Genomic DNA, 20213 nt, shown 5'->3' on the forward strand with positions numbered 1-20213 from the left:
AAAAATTAAATAGTATCAAGACAGGCAATGCCGGGGAGAACTTTTCCTTCAAGGAATTCGAGGGAAGCTCCGCCGCCGGTAGAAACATGACTCATCTTATCGGCAAGATTGAACTTATTTACGGCAGCAACCGAATCACCTCCGCCTACGATTGTAAGTGCACCTTTTTCCGTTGCAGCTGCTACAAGGCGGGCAGTTTCTTCCGTTCCCTTTGAAAAAGCCTCAAACTCAAAAACGCCTACGGGGCCGTTCCAGACAATGGACTTTGACGACAAAATAATCTCTTTATAAAGAGCCAAGGTCTTAGGGCCTACATCCATTCCCATAAGATTATCGGGAATATCTGTGCTTTCAACTAAAACGGCTTCGGCATTGGGAGAAAAGGTTTCGGAACAGATATGATCAACAGGAAGGATTATCTTTACACCCTGTTTTTCAGCCTTATCCAAAAGATTTTTAGCAGTATCCATAAAATCTTCTTCAAATAAGGATTTACCGATCTTTTTTCCTTGAACCTTTAAGAAGGTGTAGGCCATTCCTCCTCCTATAATTAAAGAAGATGCATTTTTTAAAAGACTTTCCAAAACTGCAATTTTGGAAGAAACCTTTGCTCCTCCTATAATTGCCGTCATTGGCTTTGCAGGATTATTTAACATTGGCTCAAGGTATTTAATTTCCTTTTCCATAAGAAAGCCGGCTACCCTTGTATTGACAAAGTTGGCAATTTCGGCTGTAGAAGCATGAGAGCGGTGAGCCGTTCCAAAAGCATCATTTACATAGATATCACCGTACAAGCTGAGTTCTTTTGCCAAGATTTGCTGCTCGGCCTTTTCCTTTGAAGTTTCTTCTTTGTGGAAGCGGGTGTTTTCAAGCATTAGAATTCCGCCCTGTGGAAGAGCTTTTACCCTTTCAAGCTGTCCCATGCAGGAGGGAGCAAAATCAACAGGAAGTTTAAGAAGGCCGGATAAGTATTCTGCAACAGGTTTCATCCTATGCTTTCCGTTAATATAAGCTTCCTCATCAAAGGGTTTTCCGTCTTTTTCGGCCTTTTCCTTGGCTTTTTTTGCATCTTTTGAAGGATCACCCAAATGGCTCATCAAAACAAGGCTTCTTGCTCCTTGTTCCAATATATATTTTATTGTAGGAAGAGCCGCCCTAATCCGCGTATCATCCTGCACTACTCCGTCCTTCATAGGAACGTTAAAATCTACACGCATTATTATGCGTTTATCCTTTAAATTTACATCTTTTACAGTCTTAATCATATTACCTCCAATAAGATTTTTATTTTAGGCAGCCTCTAAAAACATAGGTTTTTAGAAGATTATCTTTCGATAATCGGTTTCTTTAAATTTATTCGTTTTCTTTTTTGAATTCGATGAAGTCTATTTCAACACCGTTAGGATCTACGGCCGTTAAAATCTTTTTACCGTCTTTTACGGTTCTTGGAGGAGCCGTTATACGGACATTTTTAGCTTTTAGGTACTTTTCGGCCTCGCTTATCTGATCGACCTGAACGGTAAGAGAAAGTCGGCTGCCATTTTGCGGCTTAGAAACATCATGACTTATGAGCTCAAGATTCATTCCGCTGTCAGGTTCCGTTAAAAAAGCAATTCTTTTTCCCGGAGCGGCCGACATCATATAATTAAAAGTAAATCCAAGTACTTTTTCATAGAATTCAAGTGATTTTTCCATTTCATCCGTGCGGATGGCAACACTGTTTAAAAACATTTGTATACCTCTTTAAAAAAAAGTATAACATAATCATTATCATAAGTCAATTAAGAGTCAATCATTTTAGCCGTCTATAAATTTTTAAAAAAAAATAGCGAGGGCTTGACTTTTCTTTTTAATAACTTATACTTATGTACGTGTTGTATCGTGTAAACTTGTCAATAAAATTAAAAGCTTATTTATGGTTACAACCAAATGAGAATTTTCTCAAAAAAATTATTCCGTAAAATTACGGAAAAGGAGAATGAAATGAAAAAACTTATTTTTGTTTTTTTATTGGTTGCATTGCTTGCAACACCTTTGGCTGCACTTGATTTCAGTGCAGGTGGCGATTTTAGCTTTGCTCATATGTTGAACATAGTTAAAGTTGAAGATGTAAAAGGAACTACTTCTGTGAATTTTTTAGGTGTTAACGGTTTCTTTGATGCCGAATACGTAAGAGCAGGCTTAGGAGTAAATTTCCTCGTCGGCGGAATAACGGCAAAACTTGAAAATGCCGGTCCTCTTTCAGGAACAACTAAAGATAATAAGACATCTTTAATAAACCTCCGCCTTTCGGTTTTGGGAAAATATCCCTTTACCATTGCTAAGATTGTAAAGCTATACCCCTTAGCCGGTATGGAAGTGGATTTCAATGTTTCAGCTAAGTATGACGGTAAGAATGCAAAGGAGCATCTGTCTGATGATGAAAAAAAAGACTTAAATCATTACTACCTAGTTTTAGGTGTAGGAGCCGATATCACTGTTACAGGCAATCTCTTTGTAACACCCAAAGCAACTTTCGGTTTTGATTTGAGACAGAACTCGACTGCAAAAGCAGCAAAGAAAGCCGGTGCAAACATAAAAGGCGGTCATCAAATGAAAATAGAGTTCGGTCTAGGCGTAGGCTACAAGTTCTAATTTTACACCAAACCTTAAAAAGCTCCATCTTGAGGATGGGGCTTTTTTTTATGCATTCGTAAAAAAAACTTGGTTTACTTGAAAAAAAAGCCCTTATCGGCTAAAATAGTTTTTATGAAGATTACGGAAAAGATTTTAATTGTGGATTTCGGCGGTCAGTATAATCAGCTCATAGCAAGGCGCGTGCGTGACCTAAATGTTTATTCGGATATTGTGCCGGCCTCAAAGGCCCTTGATTACATAAGGGAAAATAAACCCATAGGTATCATTTTTACCGGAGGGCCTAACAGCGTTTATGAAGAAAAAGCTCCCCTGCCCCCAAAAGAAATTTTTAACTTAAATATTCCGATTTTAGGCATTTGTTACGGTATGCAGGCCATGGCCCATTGCCTAGGCGGCAAGGTCGAAAAAAGCTTAAAAAGAGAATTCGGCAAAACCTTAACAAAATTCGACACAGGTATTCCGCTATTTAAAAATATAAAAGATAAATCTTCGGTTTGGATGAGTCATGTCGACTGCGTTTCCCGCCTGCCTGAAGGCTTTGTTTCGGCAGCTCAAACGGCAAATACAAAAAATGCGGCTATGGCAAATAAAGAAAAAAAACTTTACGGCATTCAATTCCATGCCGAAGTCGAACATTCCGAAGAAGGGCAAAATATAATCAAAAACTTTTTATACAATGTTTGCGGTGCTAAAGGCGATTGGAATATGAAAAGCTTTTTGGCTGAGGCTATAAAAGATGTACAAAATACGGTAAAAGACGGCAAGGTGCTTTTAGCCTTATCGGGAGGAGTAGATTCTTCCGTACTTGCGGCTCTTTTAAATAGGGCTGTCGGTAAAAATCTAACCTGTATTTTTGTGGATCACGGCCTTATGCGCAAAAACGAGGGAGATGAGGTAGAGGCAGCCTTTAGGGATACTCCAATGAACTTTATCCGCGTAAATGCGGAAAGCCGTTTTTTGGGCAAGTTAAAAGGCGTTTCCGACCCTGAAAAAAAACGGAAAATAATCGGCGAAGAATTTATCCGCGTTTTTGAAGAAGAAGCCGAAAAAATCGGAACTGTGGATTTCCTTGCCCAAGGTACAATTTACGCCGATGTAGTTGAAAGCGGCACCAAGGGTTCCGCCGTAATCAAAAGCCATCACAATGTCGGAGGCCTTCCCGATCACATAAGTTTTAAGTCCCTCATCGAGCCCTTAAAAACGCTTTTTAAGGACGAAATACGAAACCTAGGCACGGAGCTCGGCCTCCCCGATTATTTAGTACACCGCCAGCCCTTCCCCGGTCCCGGCCTTGCCATAAGAATCATGGGCGAAATAACCGAAGAAAAGCTCGATATTTTAAGGGAAGCCGATGCTATCTGGCGGAGCGAACTTGAGCATGCTGACATAAAAAAGGATTTAAGCCAGTATTTTGCCGTTCTTACCTCAACAAAGACGGTGGGTGTTATGGGCGACTTTAGAACATACGACTACACCCTCGCCCTGCGTGCAGTAAAAACCTCGGACTTTATGTCAGCCGACTGGGTACGCATTCCCTACGAGGTTTTGGATAAGGTTTCTTCCCGCATTATAAACGAAGTAAAGGGCATCAACCGAATAGTCTACGACATAACTTCAAAACCGCCGGCTACTATTGAGTGGGAGTAGAGTAACAAAAATGTTTCTTCCGTAAAATCGTTGAAAATACAATATTACAACGGTTTACGGAAGCAAAAAGCTCCTTAGTGATACTGTTTTGATACTAAAAATGAGAAAAAGTAGGTTTAAAAGGAAGTTGTTGAATTTAGATAAATTGTTTAGAAAGCCTTCCATCATTTTGGTGGGAGGCTTTTGTGGAAATAGTAGTTGATAAATTTGAATTTACCTCTATTTAGACATACAAACTGTTGACAACAAAGCTCCTATATAGTATGATTTGATAAACTACTATATAGGAGCTTTTGTATGGAAATGAATGGAGGATTTCTTGTCACCAAAATAAAACAGCTTGGAGACCGGATCTTTGAGAAGATTCTCAGTGAAAAGAATATTGATGCGTTCAATGGAGCCCAGGGGCGTATTCTTTATGTGCTGTGGCAGGAGGATGGAATCCCGATTGGGTCACTCTCGATCAAATGTGGATTAGCGATAACTTCTCTTACGACGATGCTGGAAAGAATGGAAAATCAAGGGCTGATAAGCCGCGTTCAGTCTGAAACGGACAAAAGGAAAATACTCCTGTTTCTGACTGAGAAAGCACATGCCTTAAAGGATGAGTACAATTCTGTATCTGATGAGATGGGCAGTATTTACTACAAAGGTTTTTCAGAGGAAGAAATTACCCGGTTTGAGGAATGCCTCGACCGTATCAGAAAGAATCTTGAGGAGTGGCAGAAGTCATGAGTATTTGTATCAAAGATCAGATTCAAAACATGAATATTGTCATCGGCTGTACAGTGGGGTGTGCATATTGCTATGCCCGCAACAATGTGAAACGCTGGCATATGATTGATGACTTCGCTGACCCTGAATTCTTTCCGGGAAAGCTCAAGATGATGGAAAAGAAACGTCCGCAGAACTTTCTTCTTACCGGCATGAGCGATCTCTCCGGATGGAAGCTGAAATGGAGAGACGAGGTATTTGCAAAGATCCGTGAAAATCCACAGCATCAGTTCCTGTTTCTTACCAAGCGCCCCGATCTGCTGGAGTTTGATACCGATCTGGAAAACGCATGGTTTGGCGTTACAGTAACGAGGAAAGCAGAACTGTGGCGTATTGACGCGCTTCGGAGAAACGTCAGAGCAAAACACTACCATGTTACCTTTGAGCCGTTATTCGACGATCCCGGTACAGTTGGACTTTCCGGAATCAACTGGATCGTTGTCGGCACCATGACCGGAGCTCAGAGCAGGAAGGTTCATACGGAGCCGGAGTGGGCATGGTCTCTGACGGACCAGGCACACGCGCTCGGCATTCCGGTGTTTATGAAGGAAGACCTTGTCTCTATCATAGGGGATGAAAATATGATTCAGGAAATGCCGGAAGAATTCAATAAAGTGTTGGAGGTACAGAGATCATGGCAGAAGTAATCGATGGAATCCTCATTGGTGAGGTGGAAACAAAGAACATCATGACCAAGTCCAGTCTACCTGTAGGCGGTTACTCGGTCAATCCCTATGTAGGCTGTACACATGCCTGCAAGTATTGCTATGCTTCTTTTATGAAGCGCTTTACCGGACACAAGGAGGAATGGGGCACTTTCCTTGATGTGAAGCATTGGCCGGAAATTAAAAATCCGAAGAAATATGCCGGACAGCGGGTGGTCATCGGTTCTGTGACGGATGGCTACAATCCACAGGAGGGGCAATTCGAGAATACCAGAAAACTTCTGGAGCAGCTGATCGGCAGTGACGCAGATATTCTAATCTGCACAAAGTCTGATCTTGTGGTACGGGATATCGATCTGCTGAAGAAGCTTGGACGAGTAACCGTTTCATGGTCGATCAACACACTGGATGAAAATTTTAAGAACGATATGGACTCTGCTTCGAGCATTGAGCGTCGTATCGCTTCTATGAAGCAGGTATATGACGCAGGGATCCGTACAGTCTGTTTCGTATCCCCGGTATTCCCCGGTATCACGGACTTTGAAGCGATCTTTGAGCGGGTAAAGGGTCAGTGCGATCTGTTCTGGCTCGAAAATCTCAATCTTCGGGGCGGTTTCAAGAAGACGATTATGGATTATATCGCTGGAAAATATCCTGACCTTGTACCGCTTTACGATGAGATCTATAACAAGCATAACCGCAGCTACTTTGAAGCGCTTGAAGTAAAAGCTGAGGAAATGGCTAAGAAGTATGATTGTCCCTTTGTGGATAATGAAATGCCTTATGGCAGAGTCCCGCAGGGACATCCGGTGATCGTGGATTATTTCTATCATGAGGAAATCCGAGGAACAGAAAATACTGGAAAAAGGAATCGTTAAACAGACTATTACTTTGGAAAAGATGCCTATGAAAATATGATAAAAGACATGCAAATAGATGGCACTGTACTTGATGTTGAATGGGAAAACAATAATACTGTAAAGGAACTAAAGGAAGAATTAAAACAAGGAGAGGTAACCATCCAGTTATCTAAATATAGCGATTTCGAGCAGGTAGGAGAACTGGGTAAAACTTACTCCTCATCTGATAAAAGAATTACAGCAGAAGCCGGAGATATAATGCTGTACTCCGGAAACAAAATAGTTGTATTTTATGGAGCAAACACATGGGAATATACTCGAATTGGGAAGATTAAAAATTTAAGCAAGGAAGAAATAAAGCGATTATTAAGCAATAGTGATGTGGTATTAAAGATAAAAATGGAATGATTATGATAGTAATATTTTTAGTATCATTATTGATACTGTTTTGATACTAAAAACCTCTAAAACCACAAAAAATAGGTATAAAATGTTTGGTTTTAGAAACTTAATAGATACTGACAATACATAAAAGAAACAAATATGCTATGATAATTATTGAGTGGGAGTGATAAAGGTGGTATACTAAATAAGGAGGTTCACTATGACAACAAAAACTCTCAAAGAAAAAGCAATGGTACTCGTACCCTTCTTGCTGCTTTTGCTTTTACAGCCGGCTGTTTACGCTCAAACAAACGGCACCATGCCTAAACGCAAATTCGTCATTGCATTTCACGCAAGCGTAAATACCGACAAAACGGGCAAAAATCTGATAAAAGAACTGCCCGATTTACAAAAACGGGGAATCAACACGCTTTTTCTCGAAATAGGCTACAACTATCAATGGAAAAGCGACCCGAAACTCTATAACAAATATGTGCTTTCCGAAACCGTCGCACGCGAAATTGCAGCAGAATGCCGCAGGCTTTCCATCGACCTCATCCCCGAAATAAACTGCCTCGGCCATCAATCGTGGGAAAACGAAACCTTCGCCCTGCTCAAAGCCTACCCCGAGCTGGACGAAACGCCGGGCCTCTACCCCAGCAATAAGGATATTTATTGCCGCAGCCTCTGTTCTTCCAATGAAAAAGTCTACACGATTTTATTCGGTTTAATCGACGAAATTACAGAAGTTTTTTCGGTAAAAAAAATACACGTCGGCTTGGATGAGGTGTTTTTGATCGGCGAAGACGCATGCCCCCTTTGCCGCGGAAAAGACAAGGCCGAGCTGTTCGCCGGTGCCGTGAACAGACTCTACGATCACTGTGTCAAAAAACGCGGGTTTACAATGTATATGTGGGGCGACCGTCTCATCGACAGCGAGGATGAAGATAGCGGTTATAAGGGCGAATACGAAAGCTCATGTAACGGAACCTACCCCGCCGTAGACCTTATCCCTAAGGACATCATCATCTGCGACTGGCACTATGACGAGCTGGAGCGCTACGGCTCCATTCCTTATTTTTTAAACAAGGGGTTCCGTGTTCTGCCGACAAGTTTCAAAGGCATTAAAGCGGTAAATGCTCTCATCGACTATTCGCTTTTATACAAGGATAACCCTGCTATGCTCGGGCACATGTACACGGCATGGGACAATTTTACAAACAAAAATCTCTCACGGTATAAACCGATGGTCAAAACGATAGACAAGCTGAAGGCCGGGAATTAGTAAAATCTAAAAACATACTATAGAAGTCAGGTCAGACATATTTTTAGCCAAAAAAAATAACTTGTATAAATGGCTGAAATTTGTTAAATTAGACGCTATGGCAGAAGCTACACGAGAGATACTGAATAGAATTTATTCTCCTATAATCCATAAATCACATGAACTGCATAGAACATTGATAAAACAATATACAGGCAGCAAAATAAACAGAGGTTTCTTTAATGGTCATTATCATAAAAATTCCGAAGGAGAGTATCAGCCGGATATGTACCCTATCCCTGTAATCAGCTTTATCGGATTATGTGATATTGAGTTCGATTTTGATACTATTTCAATTACAACAAAGATATCAAGGAATCAAATACAACTTTTTGACTGGAATATAATTAGTTCTGTTCACTTCGAAATATACGGCGTTGAAAACTATCTTAAAGATTATGGCAGTAAACAAAATTACGATAAAATTGGAGATAATATCGCATCATCTACCGAAAAAGAATTCTTTGTTTCTATATATTTCCCTTTTATTACAAGTATTGAGGACTTAGCCAAATTTTTGACAATTTTACAAAAAAACAATTTCTATTATTAATCCGGCAAATGAAACAATATTCTTCCCAAAAATACTTGACGAGAATAAGGCTTACTTTTTTGTCTCCGCCTTCCCGTCTTTTAGCTCCAAGCCTTTTTCGAATAAAAAGCTGATGTAGTAGTCTTCAATCGTATTTTTAGGGCCGGCGGCGTTGAGGCGCTTGCGGGCATCGGCATTGTTTCGGCGCTGTACATATGAAGAATAAAAATGGCGAGGATCGGAATTATCAAAATCCAGTTTTTTATTTAAGAGCTTGGCAACATCTTCCCTGCCCATTGCAGGTATTTTACAGCTTACCAACTGATTGCGTACATAGAGAATATCTTCATATGAGATGCCGAATAAAAACTCTTCCAGAGACTGCCCTATAATCTTATTGGATAGTTTTGCAAGCATAAAACTTTGCCAAGAATCATCCAATTTGGAAGAAAGCAAAAAAAGCTCGCTGGTGCCCATCATCGTACCGAATACCGGAGCTATTGTGTCACGGGCAGTCCAGACGCGGGTTAGAACGGGAGCAAAAGAAGTTGTGTTTTGATCCAAACGGTGCTCCCAAAGATAGGTTAAGGCATTTGCGACCTTTTCTCGTTTTTGTTTATCCAAAATATTGCTGTCCAAAATCGAAATATAAACGTCTTCGGACATAATCGTAAACATGATATTCATAGTAGCCGCTCTAAGTTCTTCAATTTTTTCTTCCGAAAATGATGAATTTGAAGCGATCTTGGTAATGGCAGAAAATATATGGAATTTTGCAACAAGAAAACCGCGTCCCAATACGGCCTTCGTGGGCATTGAAAGAGTACGGGCATCGGAAGGAGTTTTACACAGAGTTTCTATGAGTGTTTCTTGACTGCGTTTTTGGCCTGCAAGAATGCTTGTCTCATGGATCGAAGGAAAGTGGGAAATCGCAACCGACATTCTTTCCAAATCCATGAGTTTCTTTCCTATTTCCAAAACAGTGGACTTGTATTCTTCATTCAATTGTTCAAAAGCATATTTGACCAATGTTCTTTCATGATCATTTAGAACAACTATGTCTGTAGAGATTATAGTTCCGAGTCCTGCATTATCTATTGTCATATTTTTTCGCAACTTCTCCAATATGCAATCACCTAATGTATAGAAAGAATATTATATCATATTGTAACGAATTTAAAAAGGGCTTCTTTATCTAAAACCATAGAAATTTGGCAAAAATAGGCGGTACTCATTGACATAAAACCTTTTTACATGCAATATATTCATTCATAAATGTTAGTTCGATACGGTCAAAATGCCGAAGGAAAGCAGGTTCGGCAGGCTTTGGTCTATACTAAGGATGAGCACAAGATTGCTCTCGAAAAAATAGACATTGAAGCCGTAAAAATTATACAGCGTTTAAATTCTCAAGGTTTTGAAGCCTACATAGTAGGAGGAGCAGTAAGAGACTTATTGATAGGTCATGTTCCAAAAGATTTCGATATAGCGACCTCGGCCGAACCTTCAAAAATACGAAAAATGTTCCGCAATTCCAGAGTAATAGGCCGGCGTTTTAGGTTGGTTCATATATTTTTCGGAGAAAAGATATATGAGGTAAGTACCTTTAGATCAACGGAAGACGGAAGCATAGGAAACAAATTCGGCACAATAGATGAAGACGTTCACCGAAGGGATTTTACTTTAAATGCGCTTTATTACGACCCCATACATGAGCTTGTAATAGACTATGTAGACGGCGTTAAGGACATAAGAGCAAAAAAAATAAGACCTATTATTCCCCTCCAGCTTATCTTTTCGGAAGATCCTGTAAGAATGATTCGGGCTATAAAGTATGCGGCAATGACGGATTCCGGTATTCCGTTTTTTCTTCAGCTTCAAATACGAAAAAATGCCCATCTTTTGGAATTTGTATCCCCTTCAAGAATAACCGAAGAAATAAATAAGATTATTTTTAGCGGGCATGCAAGCGATATTATAAAAAAGCTTTTGGATTTTAAGCTCTATGTTTACCTACAGCCTGGGGCATGCGCCTTTATAGATTCGTCTTCAAAATTTAAAAAGATATATATAGAAAATCTTGCTCTTTTGGATAAGGAAGTCGATGCTAAACCTCAAATAAAACAGGGAGAATGTTTAAAATCATTACTTAAAGATTACATCAGACTGATTGCAAATCCCGAAGGGCCGCCGCAAGAAGTTTATACCTATGTTTACAAGGAATGCAGGCACTTTATTCTCCCCATGAACCCTCAAAGAAAAGAATTGGAATTTGCGGTAAAAAGCGTTTTAAATGATTTGGGAATAAAGGTATCAATGGACAGAACCCAAGTACGCCCTGCAAAACTCGGCAAACAGGTTAAGCATAGACGCAAGAAAAAGGCTAAAAAACAAGAGGCTCTTAAAGATACGGATTAAATCCGTATCTTTAAGGCTCAATAAAATTACAGATATTAAACTCTGATAAGTTTATGAGCTATCGGGGCAGGATTTTTGATTGTGGCGTGTACCGGACAGCTGTCGTCAACCAAAGCCATAAATTTTTCAAGCTCCTCATCGGAAGCATCGGACTTAATATGATATATTGTTTCAATATCGGAAAGTCCCAGTGTACCCGGTCTAAAAAAGCCTATACATTCAACAGCCAAATAATCCAGTTTGAGACCTTTTTTCTTTGCAATTACCTTTGAAGTAACACACTTACAGGCTCCCAAACCGCTTAAAAGAAGTTCTATCGGGTTCATTCCTAAATCGGTTCCCCCGAAACTCAAGGGCTCATCCGCAATAATTTTCTTGCCTGATGCCTCACATTCAACTTTAAAACCTTCGCCTAAATCTATTTCGGCTTTTGTTCTAAATTCTTTTGCCATAATTTCTCCTATAAATATTCCCTAGTTATTTTTTTAAGGGAGATTTTAAACCTTTTTTTATTTCAGCAGCCAATTTTTGAATTTCTTCAAACCTATCCTGTTGTTTTAACTCTAAACTTATATAATACAATTGATTGATTTTTTCCGTATCGGATTTTTTTATATCATCCATAAAAAGAATTTCATCATAAAATGTATACTGATCTTGATTATATGGTTTCGCATTATAAGGAGCTGCTTGATTTATTTTTTGCTGCCACTGTTCTATATTTTTTTCGGGAGCTTCCTTAGGCGGTTTTAAATTTTTTGAAAGCCCGATATATATATAATCATCGCTTCTGGCCTTTGTAAACATTTGCAAGTTACGCACTTCAATACCGGGCGTACTGCCTTTTAAATTAAATCCTAAAGAAAGCACTAAGGTAGTTTCTTTATCACTTGAAAAGTCTTTTTTGGATATTGAAAAATCATAATCTCCGGCTTTTATAATCGTATTCTTTGAATTAAAATCAAATTTAATTGCTGCAAGCATAGGGTCAATAGGATAATCTTTGGGCGATAAAGATAAAAATTCTTTCCAATCTCCGAAATTTGCATTATACGAAGGTAGAATATAGTCGGTCATAAAACTATAATCAAGGTTATGTCCGTTCCTTGTAGAAGAAATTGCATCAATTTTACTCATAACATAGATTCCTCCGGGAACAGGAAGAGAATACGATATAACTTCCCCGTCTGCAAAGGGAAGCTCCCAATAATTTACAAGCCATTTTCTACCGTAAACATCTATATGGCTTTCAGACCTTGATGCCTGTCCGTAAGATAAAACAGGAACTTTTTCTCCTGCGACGGTCCTATAAATACGATCAGCACTTAAAATATAGTCCATATATAATTTCGGGGATTGTATAAGTTCTTTTTCGCTTACATTATCGGGCTTTTTTATCAAAGCCATGGTTGAATTAAGCATTTTACCGTAAACTACTTTGCCGTTTTGAGGAAGCTTATATTCTTTTAGATCATTGGGAATAAATAATCCCCACTTTTTATTTCCCTGACGGGCCAAATGAAGAGGAAAAGAAGGAGCCCAAGCTCCATACATAATCTCTTCCGAACCCAAGGCCTTGGTAAAGGATTCGGCTCCGGAAAAACTATATTTTTTCTTCAAGTCATCTATAATGCTGAGTGTAAATTTTTTATAATCGGACAGGACCGATTTTCGAACCTCCGTCAGCTTTTTGGGTAATTTTTCTTCATACTTAAATTCATAAAAACTGCTTTCTTCAAGAATATGAGGCAGCCTATAAAAAATAGGAAGATAGACCGTACCTAGATTTTTTGCAATATTCTTTGTTTCGGCAAAGGGAAGTGCATAGTTTAAATTTTCATTTTCGCTTTTCATGGTAATAATTCCCAAAACCATTCCATCAGGTGAAATAAGCGGCCCTCCTGAATTGCCGGGGCTGGCTGCAGCCGAAAACCTAAGCCACTTCCATTTTCCGTTTCTTTCTTCAAAGGTTTGGCTTGTAAGAAGACCGTTACGGATTATAATGCCTTCGCCCAAAGCATTGCCGACGGAAAAGGTGGGGGTATTTAAGTTGAATTCATTTAAGGCTGAAAGGCCTTCGCCTTTTACATGCTTATAATTTTCTGCCTCAAAAATTATAAAATCCTTTTCAACAGAGTAACTTAAAACCGATCCTACCTTATAAATATCCCCCGAAACCGAACGGAGGTTGTAGTCGTTATAAAAACTTTCTTCATAAAGGTTAAAAACATGGGCGGCAGAATAGAATTTGCCGTCATCCATTAAAAAAGCGGTTCCTATGGGAATATATTTGTCGTTTCGTATTGCAAATGGAATCCTTTCCATGGGAAGTTTTTTTTCATATTCCAGCTTCCCTTCTTCCGGTTTTAAAACAACAACTTCAAATACGGCTCCGTTTATTTTTTTTAGAACTTCGGGACTTAGAACAGCCTGAGCTCCCAAAATCTGAAAAACTACCGCAAAAAATAAAATCATAAAAATGTGCTTAAATTTCATCATAACTCCTAATGAGGGATTATATCACAAGAATAAAATGCCGTCAATAAAAACCTAATTCAATAGTTTTTCAATATCTTTTTTTAAGTCTTCAGGTGCAACAGTCGGAGCATAGGCGGTAACTCTTTCTCCCGTTTTATCGACTAAGAATTTGGCAAAATTCCATTTTATGTCTTCACCGTTTGAAGCTTTTTTTAAAAAAGAAAAAATAGGTTCGGTATTTTCACCGTTGACTTCAATTTTTGCCATTATGGGGAAAGAAACCCCATACTTACTTTGAGCAAAATTTCTGATTTCCTCGTTTGTGCCCGGATCTTGACCGCCGAATTGATTACATGGAAAAGCTGCAACAAGGAATTTTTTATCCCTGTATTCTTTGTATAATGCTTCCAAACCTTGGAAGTGAGGAGTAAGTCCTCACTCACAAGCCGTGTTCACGATTAAAATAACATAATCTTTGTAATCATTAAAAGAAAAGTCATTTCCTAAGCTGTCCTTAACTGTGTAATTATAAATTCCCATTAAATTTCTCCTTAAAAATTTCGTTTAATGTTTTTGTAATTTTTAATCCCAAGGCTTCATCAAATTTTATTTCCTTCCTGTCATAGGTAAAAATTCCGTTTATTTCGTCTTCCACATCGCTTACCTGCGTATAGATTGAAGCACTCAAGCCCTTTTCAATAGCAGGGAAAACATCCTTTGTATAAAGCTTCCAAACAGCATCATTCAACTCTTCTTTGGTTCCAAACATTTTGTAGCCGAATAGAATATCAGAGCTCATATGTTCTTGAGCCGGCAAACTGAAGCCTCCGAATTCCGTAAGGGCCAGTACCCTGCCCCGCTTATCTTTTTTAGGTCTAAAAGCCTTATAGTAAATGTGGTAACTGTGAAAGTCCCCGGCTTCCTGATCGAAGTAACCGCTTGCATGGTCGATTAGGCGGGCAGCATCTTTTTTGCGTACAAGGGCGGCTGCTGAGGCGGCATCAAACTGGCCCCAACCTTCGTTAAAAGGAACCCAGACTGCAAGAGAGCTTATGTTGTATAATAAATCGATAGTACGCTCGGCATCGCGCATAAAATTTTTCCGGCAGGTTTCGCTTTTTCTTCCGTGAAGAGCATAACGGCTTTTTCCGTCTTTAAAATTAAAACCAAGCCAAGGAGCATACTTTACGACAAAGTCCTTATATGGACCGCCTCCGCTTACAAAATCCTGCCAAACAAGCATTCCGATTTTATCGCAGTGATAATACCAGCGAAGCGGTTCTATTTTTATGTGTTTTCTGAGCATATTAAAGCCCATGCTTTTAATAGTTTTAATTTCCCATATCATAGCCTCGTCGGAAGGAGGAGTGTACATGCCGTCACTCCAATAGCCCTGATCCAATAGACCGTGATGAAAAATAGGCCTTCCGTTTAAACTTAAAACGGGCCCCGCTTTTCCTTTAAGAATACCGAATTCCCTCATACCGAAATAGGACCGTATACTGTCTTTTCCCAGTTTAATTTCAAGGTCATATAAAAAAGGGCTTTCCGGGCTCCAGCTTTTAAAATCATCGGGCATTTTTACAAGGGCGCGGTTGTTTTGAAAGTTTCCTTCTGCAACCGCTTTTTCCCCGTCAAAGATTTTAACCGAAGCATTGGCTGTAATAGGAGACAAATCGGCTCCGCTCATACAAAGCTCAAGCTCAACCTCAGCTTCTTTAAAGTGAGGGGTTATTTTTACACTCTGAATATAGGTTTCGGGAACTTTTTCAGCCCATACAGTTTGCCAAATACCGCTTTGTCCAGTGTACCAAATCTCTCCGCGGTTGAGGGTCTGCTTTCCGTAAGCTTCATCGCCCGTATCCGTATTATCCGTAACGGAGACTACAATTTCGTTTTCGCAGTCCTTTAAAAAACCGCTTATATCGAAATAAAAGGGCCAATAGCCCCCGGAATGGGAGCCGGCCTTTTTTCCGTTTATATAGACCGAACAATGCTGATCAACCGCCCCGAAATGCAATAAAAGCCTTTCCCCATCCTTACACTTTTCAAAGGCAAATTCTCTGCGGTACCATAATCTTTTTCCGGGAAGAAGCTGTTTTCCGACGCCCGACAAAAGACTCTCGGGCGAAAAAGGAACTATGATAGTTCCGTCCCATGTTTCGGGAACCTCTTCTGTCTCCGTTATTGCATAGTCCCACCGTCCGTTTAAACACTGCCAGTTTTCTCTTACAAGTTGAGGCCTAGGATAATCGTTTAAGGGACAGTCCCGATTTAGGTTTTCGCCCCACGGCGTTAAAAGCGGTTTTATAGGTTTATTTTTTCTCATAGGATTCAGTGTCCTTAGGCTCATTGTTTTTTCGCTTATTGTAAAGCTTAGATGCAAAGTAAAGTGGAATAAAGGCGCAGAGGGCTAAAACGGCACCACATACATAGATAGACTCTACGGGAATATTTTCGGTTATGCCGAATTCGTTTACCACCGAGCCTGCCCCATTTTTTACCAAAAAATTTCCTATTATTGTTCCGATAATCATCGGAGTCAACACAAAAAAGAGAATACGCATACCTTCAAACTGTCCTCGAGAGGTTTCGGGGTATAGCTCCTTTACCCACATAGTCATCGATTGGGTTACAAGAATCTGTCCCGTACCGGCTAAAAATACGGACAAAAAAAGAGAAATATTTTTCAGGCTGAACACTGCATCAGGGTTAACCGAGGCCGGCTTTATAAAAAGAGATAAAATACAAAGGCCCAAACTGTTAAGAATAATTGCAAATGCGGCAAGGCGCGGCGTTCGGCTTTTATTTATAAGGCCTATTGCAGGAATAACCGATAAGGAGGCAGCAAGCAAACTTAAACCCTGAATTATTCCCATGCGGGCAGCATCAAAGCCCATGCGGTAAATCATCCAGTTTCCCATGTGAACAAAATAAACATTAAACGAAATAAAAAAGACGGCTGTCGTTATACAGGCGAGCATCAGTTCTTTATGCGAAAAAAAGCCTTCAGCCTTAAAAATCGCAGCAAACTGTTTGCCAAAAGAACCCTCCTTATGCGGTTTTAAATCGGGAGCATCCTTTAACAAAAAAAGTGAAATAAGACCGGTACCTATGACAAACAAACCCATAGACCAAAAAAGACGCTGGTAATTATTTTCGGCTCCTATTAAAAGACCGCCCAGCACAGTGCCGACTATAGTACCTATAACGGGCTGAATTGCAAGCACAGCCCCAACCTGTCCGCGGTTTTTATCCGTTGTCATATCGTTGCTCCATGCGTTGTAGCCCGAATCGTTTCCCATCGAACCGAAAAAACTCATAAAATCATCGGCAAGGATAACAAGAACGGCAGCCCATACAGATACCTTAGCCCCTGTTCCGACCTGTCCTCTTCCTACAAATTCGGTCAAGCCGAAAAGGATGGTGGTAAGCCCCCAGACGATGTAGCCTATCGAAACAAATCGTCGCCTTGAGCCTATCCTATCGGATAAGGTACCGAATAAAAAAGTTGAAAAGGTTGTTACTAATGCACTCGTAATAACCATAAGGGTTACTATCGAAGAGTCCTTTGCTATTTTAGCATATACGAAGGTATTAAACCACTGATTTTCGATGTTCCAGCATAACTGCCCTGCAAGGCCCAAGCCCCACATTAAAAACCAAAAGCGCTTTGTACCGATAAGAGCATATTTTTTTAAATCCGTGTTTTTAAGCATTTACAAAAATCTCCTCCGCCTATACTCTAAAATAAGAGAGAATTATTGTCAAGCGACAGACTAAAAAAATCCTTTATTTTTAATTTTTAATTTTTAATTTACACTAGACAAGGCACCTAGATAAATGCTATCATCACGGGTTCTATGATAAAAAAAGACGATAATTATGCTCTTTTAGGAATTTCACCTGAAGCCTCGGTTGCCGAGATAAAAACTGCTTTTAGAAAAAAAGCGAAACTCCATCATCCCGATTTGATTCAATATAAAACAGGAGAAGAAAAAGAAAAATCCGAGTCGGCGATGAGGCTTCTTTTAAATGCCTATCAAAACATCTTAAAAGAAAAAACTAACAGTGAAAACCCCTTTGATTATTTCGATTTTTTTTCAAAGAAAAATCCGGCCGAAAGTTTTGATTATCGGCTATGGCTTTTAAAAAAAACGGACTACGAAAGCCGTGCCAAACTAATCTTCTTTGATCTTTTTCACGGATTGGAGCAATCTGCCGTAGAAGAATACAATAAAAGAAGAAGCGAGGCGGGAGGCTTCTACCTTTCAAAGTATTTTAATAGGGAAGATTTTATGGACTGCGGCTTTGTCCTTGCAGAAGATCTTTATTTCCGCGGAGAGTATTATGAATCTTTTTTACTTTTAGAAGAAATCTTTTATTTGGAAAAACAAAAACCCTACTTTAAACATTTTTTTCCCGAAGTTACCGACTTGATAAAATCCATAATAATCGATAAACTGCATAGGTATGTTGAAGACGAACTTGCCATAGACTGTTATGAAGCTGCTCTTGAATTAGGCTTTAAAAAGGTAGATAGAGCTAACATTCTTAAACGTATGTCCGAAATATATTATAGGTTTGGCGACTCATATAAGGCTTCACAATATGTCAATGAGGCAATGAAGCTTAACCCAAAATTAAGAGGAATTAAAATTATTCAAAATCAACTGGAGAATCATTATGATTATAATTAAAACGGAAGAACAAATTAACGGAATCAGAAAATCATGCAAGGCCCTTGCTCAACTCTTTGAAGAATTAAAGCCCGTAATCAAGCCCGGTATTAGTACAAAAGAGCTGGATGATTTTTGTGTTAATTACATAAAAAAAATCGGCGGTGTTCCCGCATGGTATTCCGAAGGCTTTCCGGGAGCTGCCTGTATTTCTATAAATGAAGAGGTTATTCACGGTATTCCCGGTAAAAGGATAGTAAAAGACGGAGACCTTGTTTCGATGGATATAGGAATAGACCTAGGAGGATACATCAGCGATTCTTGTGTAACCTATCCTGTCGGCAATGTTTCAAAAGAAAACCTCAAACTTTTAGAGGTTACCACCAGGTGTCTCTATGCAGGGATTGAAGCATGTAAGGCAGGCAAAAGAGTTTCCGACATTTCAAAGGCTGTCTTTAATTTGGCTAGCGCCCACAATTACGGGGTAGTTTATGACTATTGCGGACACGGCGTAGGTCTCGGCGTACACGAAGACCCAAGTATTCCTAATGTGCCTGAAAGAATGAGACCGAATCCCCGTCTAAGGGCAGGAATGGTAGTTGCAATAGAGCCTATGATTAACATGGGAACAGCCGATGTCGAGGTAAAAAAAGACGGTTGGACTGTTGTAACGGCCGATAGGTCGGTTTCATGCCACATGGAACACACGGTGGCTATCTTTGAAGACCACACCGAAATCTTATCACAGTTATAGGAAGGCCGCTTTGATGAATTCGATTATTTCATGGAATGTAAACGGCATCAGGGCCGTAGAAAAAAAAGGCTTTTTGGATTGGCTTAATACCGAAAATCCCGATGTGCTTTGCGTACAGGAAACAAAGGCAGCAAAAGCTCAGCTTAGCAAGGAGCTTACCGAACCCGATCTGCCTAACGGAAAGTATTTTGCCTATTGGGCTTCTGCAAAAAAAGCAGGTTATTCGGGAACCGCTATCTTTACAAAAAAAGAACCTCTGCAGGTAAGAACTATGGGCTTAAAGGAATTTGATGATGAAGGAAGGGTTTTGGTTGCAGACTTTGACAAGGTTTCGATTATTTCTGCTTATTTTCCCAACTCTCAAGACGGAGGAGCCCGCCTGGATTACAAGCTGGACTTTTGTGCAGCAATTCTCGAATTCTGCGATTCTGTACAAGAAGAAGGAAACAATGTAATTCTTTGCGGGGACTTCAACATAGCCCATAAACCAATAGACCTTGCAAACCCTAAGAGTAACGAAAAAAATCCCGGCTACCTCCCTGAAGAAAGGGCATGGATGGACGAGTTCACCTCATCGGGTTATACCGACACCTTTAGGCATTTTTGCAAAGAGCCCGCAAAATACACATGGTGGAGCTACCGCTTTAGAGCCAGAGAAAAAAATATCGGTTGGAGACTGGATTATCACTGTGTAAACGATTCCTTTTTAGCTAAGATAAAAGAATCAATCATTTTGGACGGAGTAATGGGATCGGATCACTGCCCCGTCAAGTTAATCTATTAGTTAAGGCAATTTAAAATCAAGGATAACCGGTAAGCAAAACTCACCTCAAAAAACCGAACTTTTTCGAAGTTTCCTATTGACATAATTTGGAAAAACTGATAATATCGCCTTTGTTACGCCGTTGTAGCTCAGTCGGTAGAGCAAAGGACTGAAAATCCTTGTGTCGACAGTTCGATTCTGTCCGACGGCACTTAAAAGGGATATAAGATTTTCTTATATCCCTTTTTTTATTAAAATTATCATAAATTTTGTCTTTTTTTACATATTTTAAATAAAA

General features: G+C 39.6%; 20 protein-coding genes and 1 tRNA gene. 13 read left to right on the top strand and 8 right to left on the bottom strand.

The genetic code is table 11. The features are described 5' to 3' along the window. Positions 1-5: 5 nt before the first annotated feature. On the bottom strand, positions 6-1265 hold the full coding sequence (locus tag TDE_RS08210) for a phosphoglycerate kinase (protein WP_002679428.1): 1260 nt from the start codon (positions 1263-1265) through the stop codon (positions 6-8). An 88-nt stretch (positions 1266-1353) separates the two neighbouring features. Further along, positions 1354-1731 carry a VOC family protein gene (locus tag TDE_RS08215; RefSeq protein ID WP_002669403.1) on the bottom strand — a complete coding sequence of 126 codons (378 nt, stop codon included), beginning with the start codon at positions 1729-1731 and terminating at the stop codon, positions 1354-1356. A 252-nt stretch (positions 1732-1983) separates the two neighbouring features. Between TDE_RS08215 and TDE_RS08220 the strand changes: the two genes are divergently transcribed. The 8 genes from TDE_RS08220 (at position 1984) to TDE_RS08255 (ending at position 8844) form a co-directional block, all read left to right on the top strand. Continuing rightward, positions 1984-2634 carry a TDE1717 family outer membrane beta-barrel protein gene (locus TDE_RS08220; protein ID WP_002679430.1) on the top strand — a complete coding sequence of 217 codons (651 nt, stop codon included), beginning with the start codon at positions 1984-1986 and terminating at the stop codon, positions 2632-2634. A 114-nt stretch (positions 2635-2748) separates the two neighbouring features. Further along, positions 2749-4284 (top strand): glutamine-hydrolyzing GMP synthase, encoded by a 1536-nt coding sequence (guaA, locus tag TDE_RS08225; RefSeq protein ID WP_002679432.1) that lies wholly within the window; start codon positions 2749-2751, stop codon positions 4282-4284. Between the two features lie 297 nt (positions 4285-4581). Beyond that, a complete protein-coding gene (locus tag TDE_RS08230) occupies positions 4582-5019 on the top strand; it encodes a radical SAM mobile pair system MarR family transcriptional regulator (RefSeq protein WP_002679434.1) in 438 nt (145 codons plus the stop codon). After that, positions 5016-5705, top strand: a complete 690-nt coding sequence (locus TDE_RS08235; protein WP_002679436.1) for a radical SAM mobile pair protein A — start codon at positions 5016-5018, stop codon at positions 5703-5705. The genes TDE_RS08230 and TDE_RS08235 overlap by 4 nt, the downstream gene beginning before the upstream one ends. Next, positions 5693-6601: a radical SAM mobile pair protein B gene (locus TDE_RS08240; RefSeq protein ID WP_002679438.1), complete on the top strand. Its 909-nt coding sequence runs from the start codon at positions 5693-5695 to the stop codon at positions 6599-6601. The genes TDE_RS08235 and TDE_RS08240 overlap by 13 nt, the downstream gene beginning before the upstream one ends. A 36-nt stretch (positions 6602-6637) precedes the next feature. Beyond that, the gene (locus TDE_RS08245) at positions 6638-6991 is read left to right on the top strand and encodes a cyclophilin-like fold protein (protein ID WP_002679440.1); all 354 of its coding nucleotides are present in this window, start codon (positions 6638-6640) and stop codon (positions 6989-6991) included. A gap of 196 nt (positions 6992-7187) precedes the next feature. Next, on the top strand, positions 7188-8252 hold the full coding sequence (locus TDE_RS08250) for a family 20 glycosylhydrolase (protein ID WP_002679442.1): 1065 nt from the start codon (positions 7188-7190) through the stop codon (positions 8250-8252). A gap of 97 nt (positions 8253-8349) precedes the next feature. After that, the gene (locus TDE_RS08255) at positions 8350-8844 is read left to right on the top strand and encodes a hypothetical protein (RefSeq protein WP_002670920.1); all 495 of its coding nucleotides are present in this window, start codon (positions 8350-8352) and stop codon (positions 8842-8844) included. 51 nt (positions 8845-8895) lie between these two features. Here TDE_RS08255 and TDE_RS08260 read toward each other — a convergent pair whose 3' ends face one another. Beyond that, positions 8896-9927, bottom strand: coding sequence for a hypothetical protein (locus TDE_RS08260; protein WP_002679444.1), 1032 nt, complete (start codon positions 9925-9927; stop codon positions 8896-8898). 171 nt (positions 9928-10098) lie between these two features. On the opposite strand from TDE_RS08260, the gene pcnB reads away from it, so the two are divergent. Further along, the gene (gene pcnB, locus TDE_RS08265; RefSeq protein WP_002669419.1) at positions 10099-11241 is read left to right on the top strand and encodes a polynucleotide adenylyltransferase PcnB; all 1143 of its coding nucleotides are present in this window, start codon (positions 10099-10101) and stop codon (positions 11239-11241) included. A gap of 35 nt (positions 11242-11276) precedes the next feature. On the opposite strand, the gene TDE_RS08270 is transcribed toward pcnB, so the two are convergent. From TDE_RS08270 to TDE_RS08290, 5 genes are read right to left on the bottom strand one after another with little or no spacing between them, the layout of a single operon-like run. Next, positions 11277-11693 carry an OsmC family protein gene (locus TDE_RS08270; protein WP_002669420.1) on the bottom strand — a complete coding sequence of 139 codons (417 nt, stop codon included), beginning with the start codon at positions 11691-11693 and terminating at the stop codon, positions 11277-11279. A gap of 25 nt (positions 11694-11718) precedes the next feature. After that, a complete protein-coding gene (locus TDE_RS08275; protein ID WP_002669422.1) occupies positions 11719-13740 on the bottom strand; it encodes a S1 family peptidase in 2022 nt (673 codons plus the stop codon). Positions 13741-13791: 51 nt separating this feature from the next. Then, positions 13792-14259, bottom strand: coding sequence for a glutathione peroxidase (locus TDE_RS08280; RefSeq protein ID WP_010957027.1), 468 nt, complete (start codon positions 14257-14259; stop codon positions 13792-13794). Then, complete coding sequence (locus TDE_RS08285) at positions 14246-16048, bottom strand: glycoside hydrolase family 2 protein (protein WP_002679450.1); 1803 nt, start codon at positions 16046-16048, stop codon at positions 14246-14248. Before TDE_RS08285 ends, TDE_RS08280 begins: the two co-directional genes overlap by 14 nt. Then, entirely contained in the window at positions 16035-17438 is a 1404-nt protein-coding gene (locus tag TDE_RS08290; RefSeq protein WP_010957028.1) for an MFS transporter, read from the bottom strand. Before TDE_RS08290 ends, TDE_RS08285 begins: the two co-directional genes overlap by 14 nt. A 144-nt stretch (positions 17439-17582) precedes the next feature. Between TDE_RS08290 and TDE_RS08295 the strand changes: the two genes are divergently transcribed. From TDE_RS08295 to TDE_RS08310, 4 genes are all read left to right on the top strand, one after another. Further along, entirely contained in the window at positions 17583-18419 is an 837-nt protein-coding gene (locus TDE_RS08295) for a DnaJ domain-containing protein (RefSeq protein WP_002679454.1), read from the top strand. Further along, complete coding sequence (gene map / locus TDE_RS08300; RefSeq protein WP_002670900.1) at positions 18406-19152, top strand: type I methionyl aminopeptidase; 747 nt, start codon at positions 18406-18408, stop codon at positions 19150-19152. The genes TDE_RS08295 and map overlap by 14 nt, the downstream gene beginning before the upstream one ends. 13 nt (positions 19153-19165) lie before the next feature. Then, positions 19166-19936, top strand: coding sequence for an exodeoxyribonuclease III (locus tag TDE_RS08305; RefSeq protein WP_002679455.1), 771 nt, complete (start codon positions 19166-19168; stop codon positions 19934-19936). Between the two features lie 117 nt (positions 19937-20053). Further along, positions 20054-20126 (top strand) — tRNA-Phe (locus TDE_RS08310). The last annotated feature ends 87 nt before the right edge of the window (positions 20127-20213 follow it).

Origin of the sequence: Treponema denticola ATCC 35405 (assembly GCF_000008185.1) — a bacterium.
Lineage (GTDB): Bacteria > Spirochaetota > Spirochaetia > Treponematales > Treponemataceae > Treponema_B > Treponema_B denticola.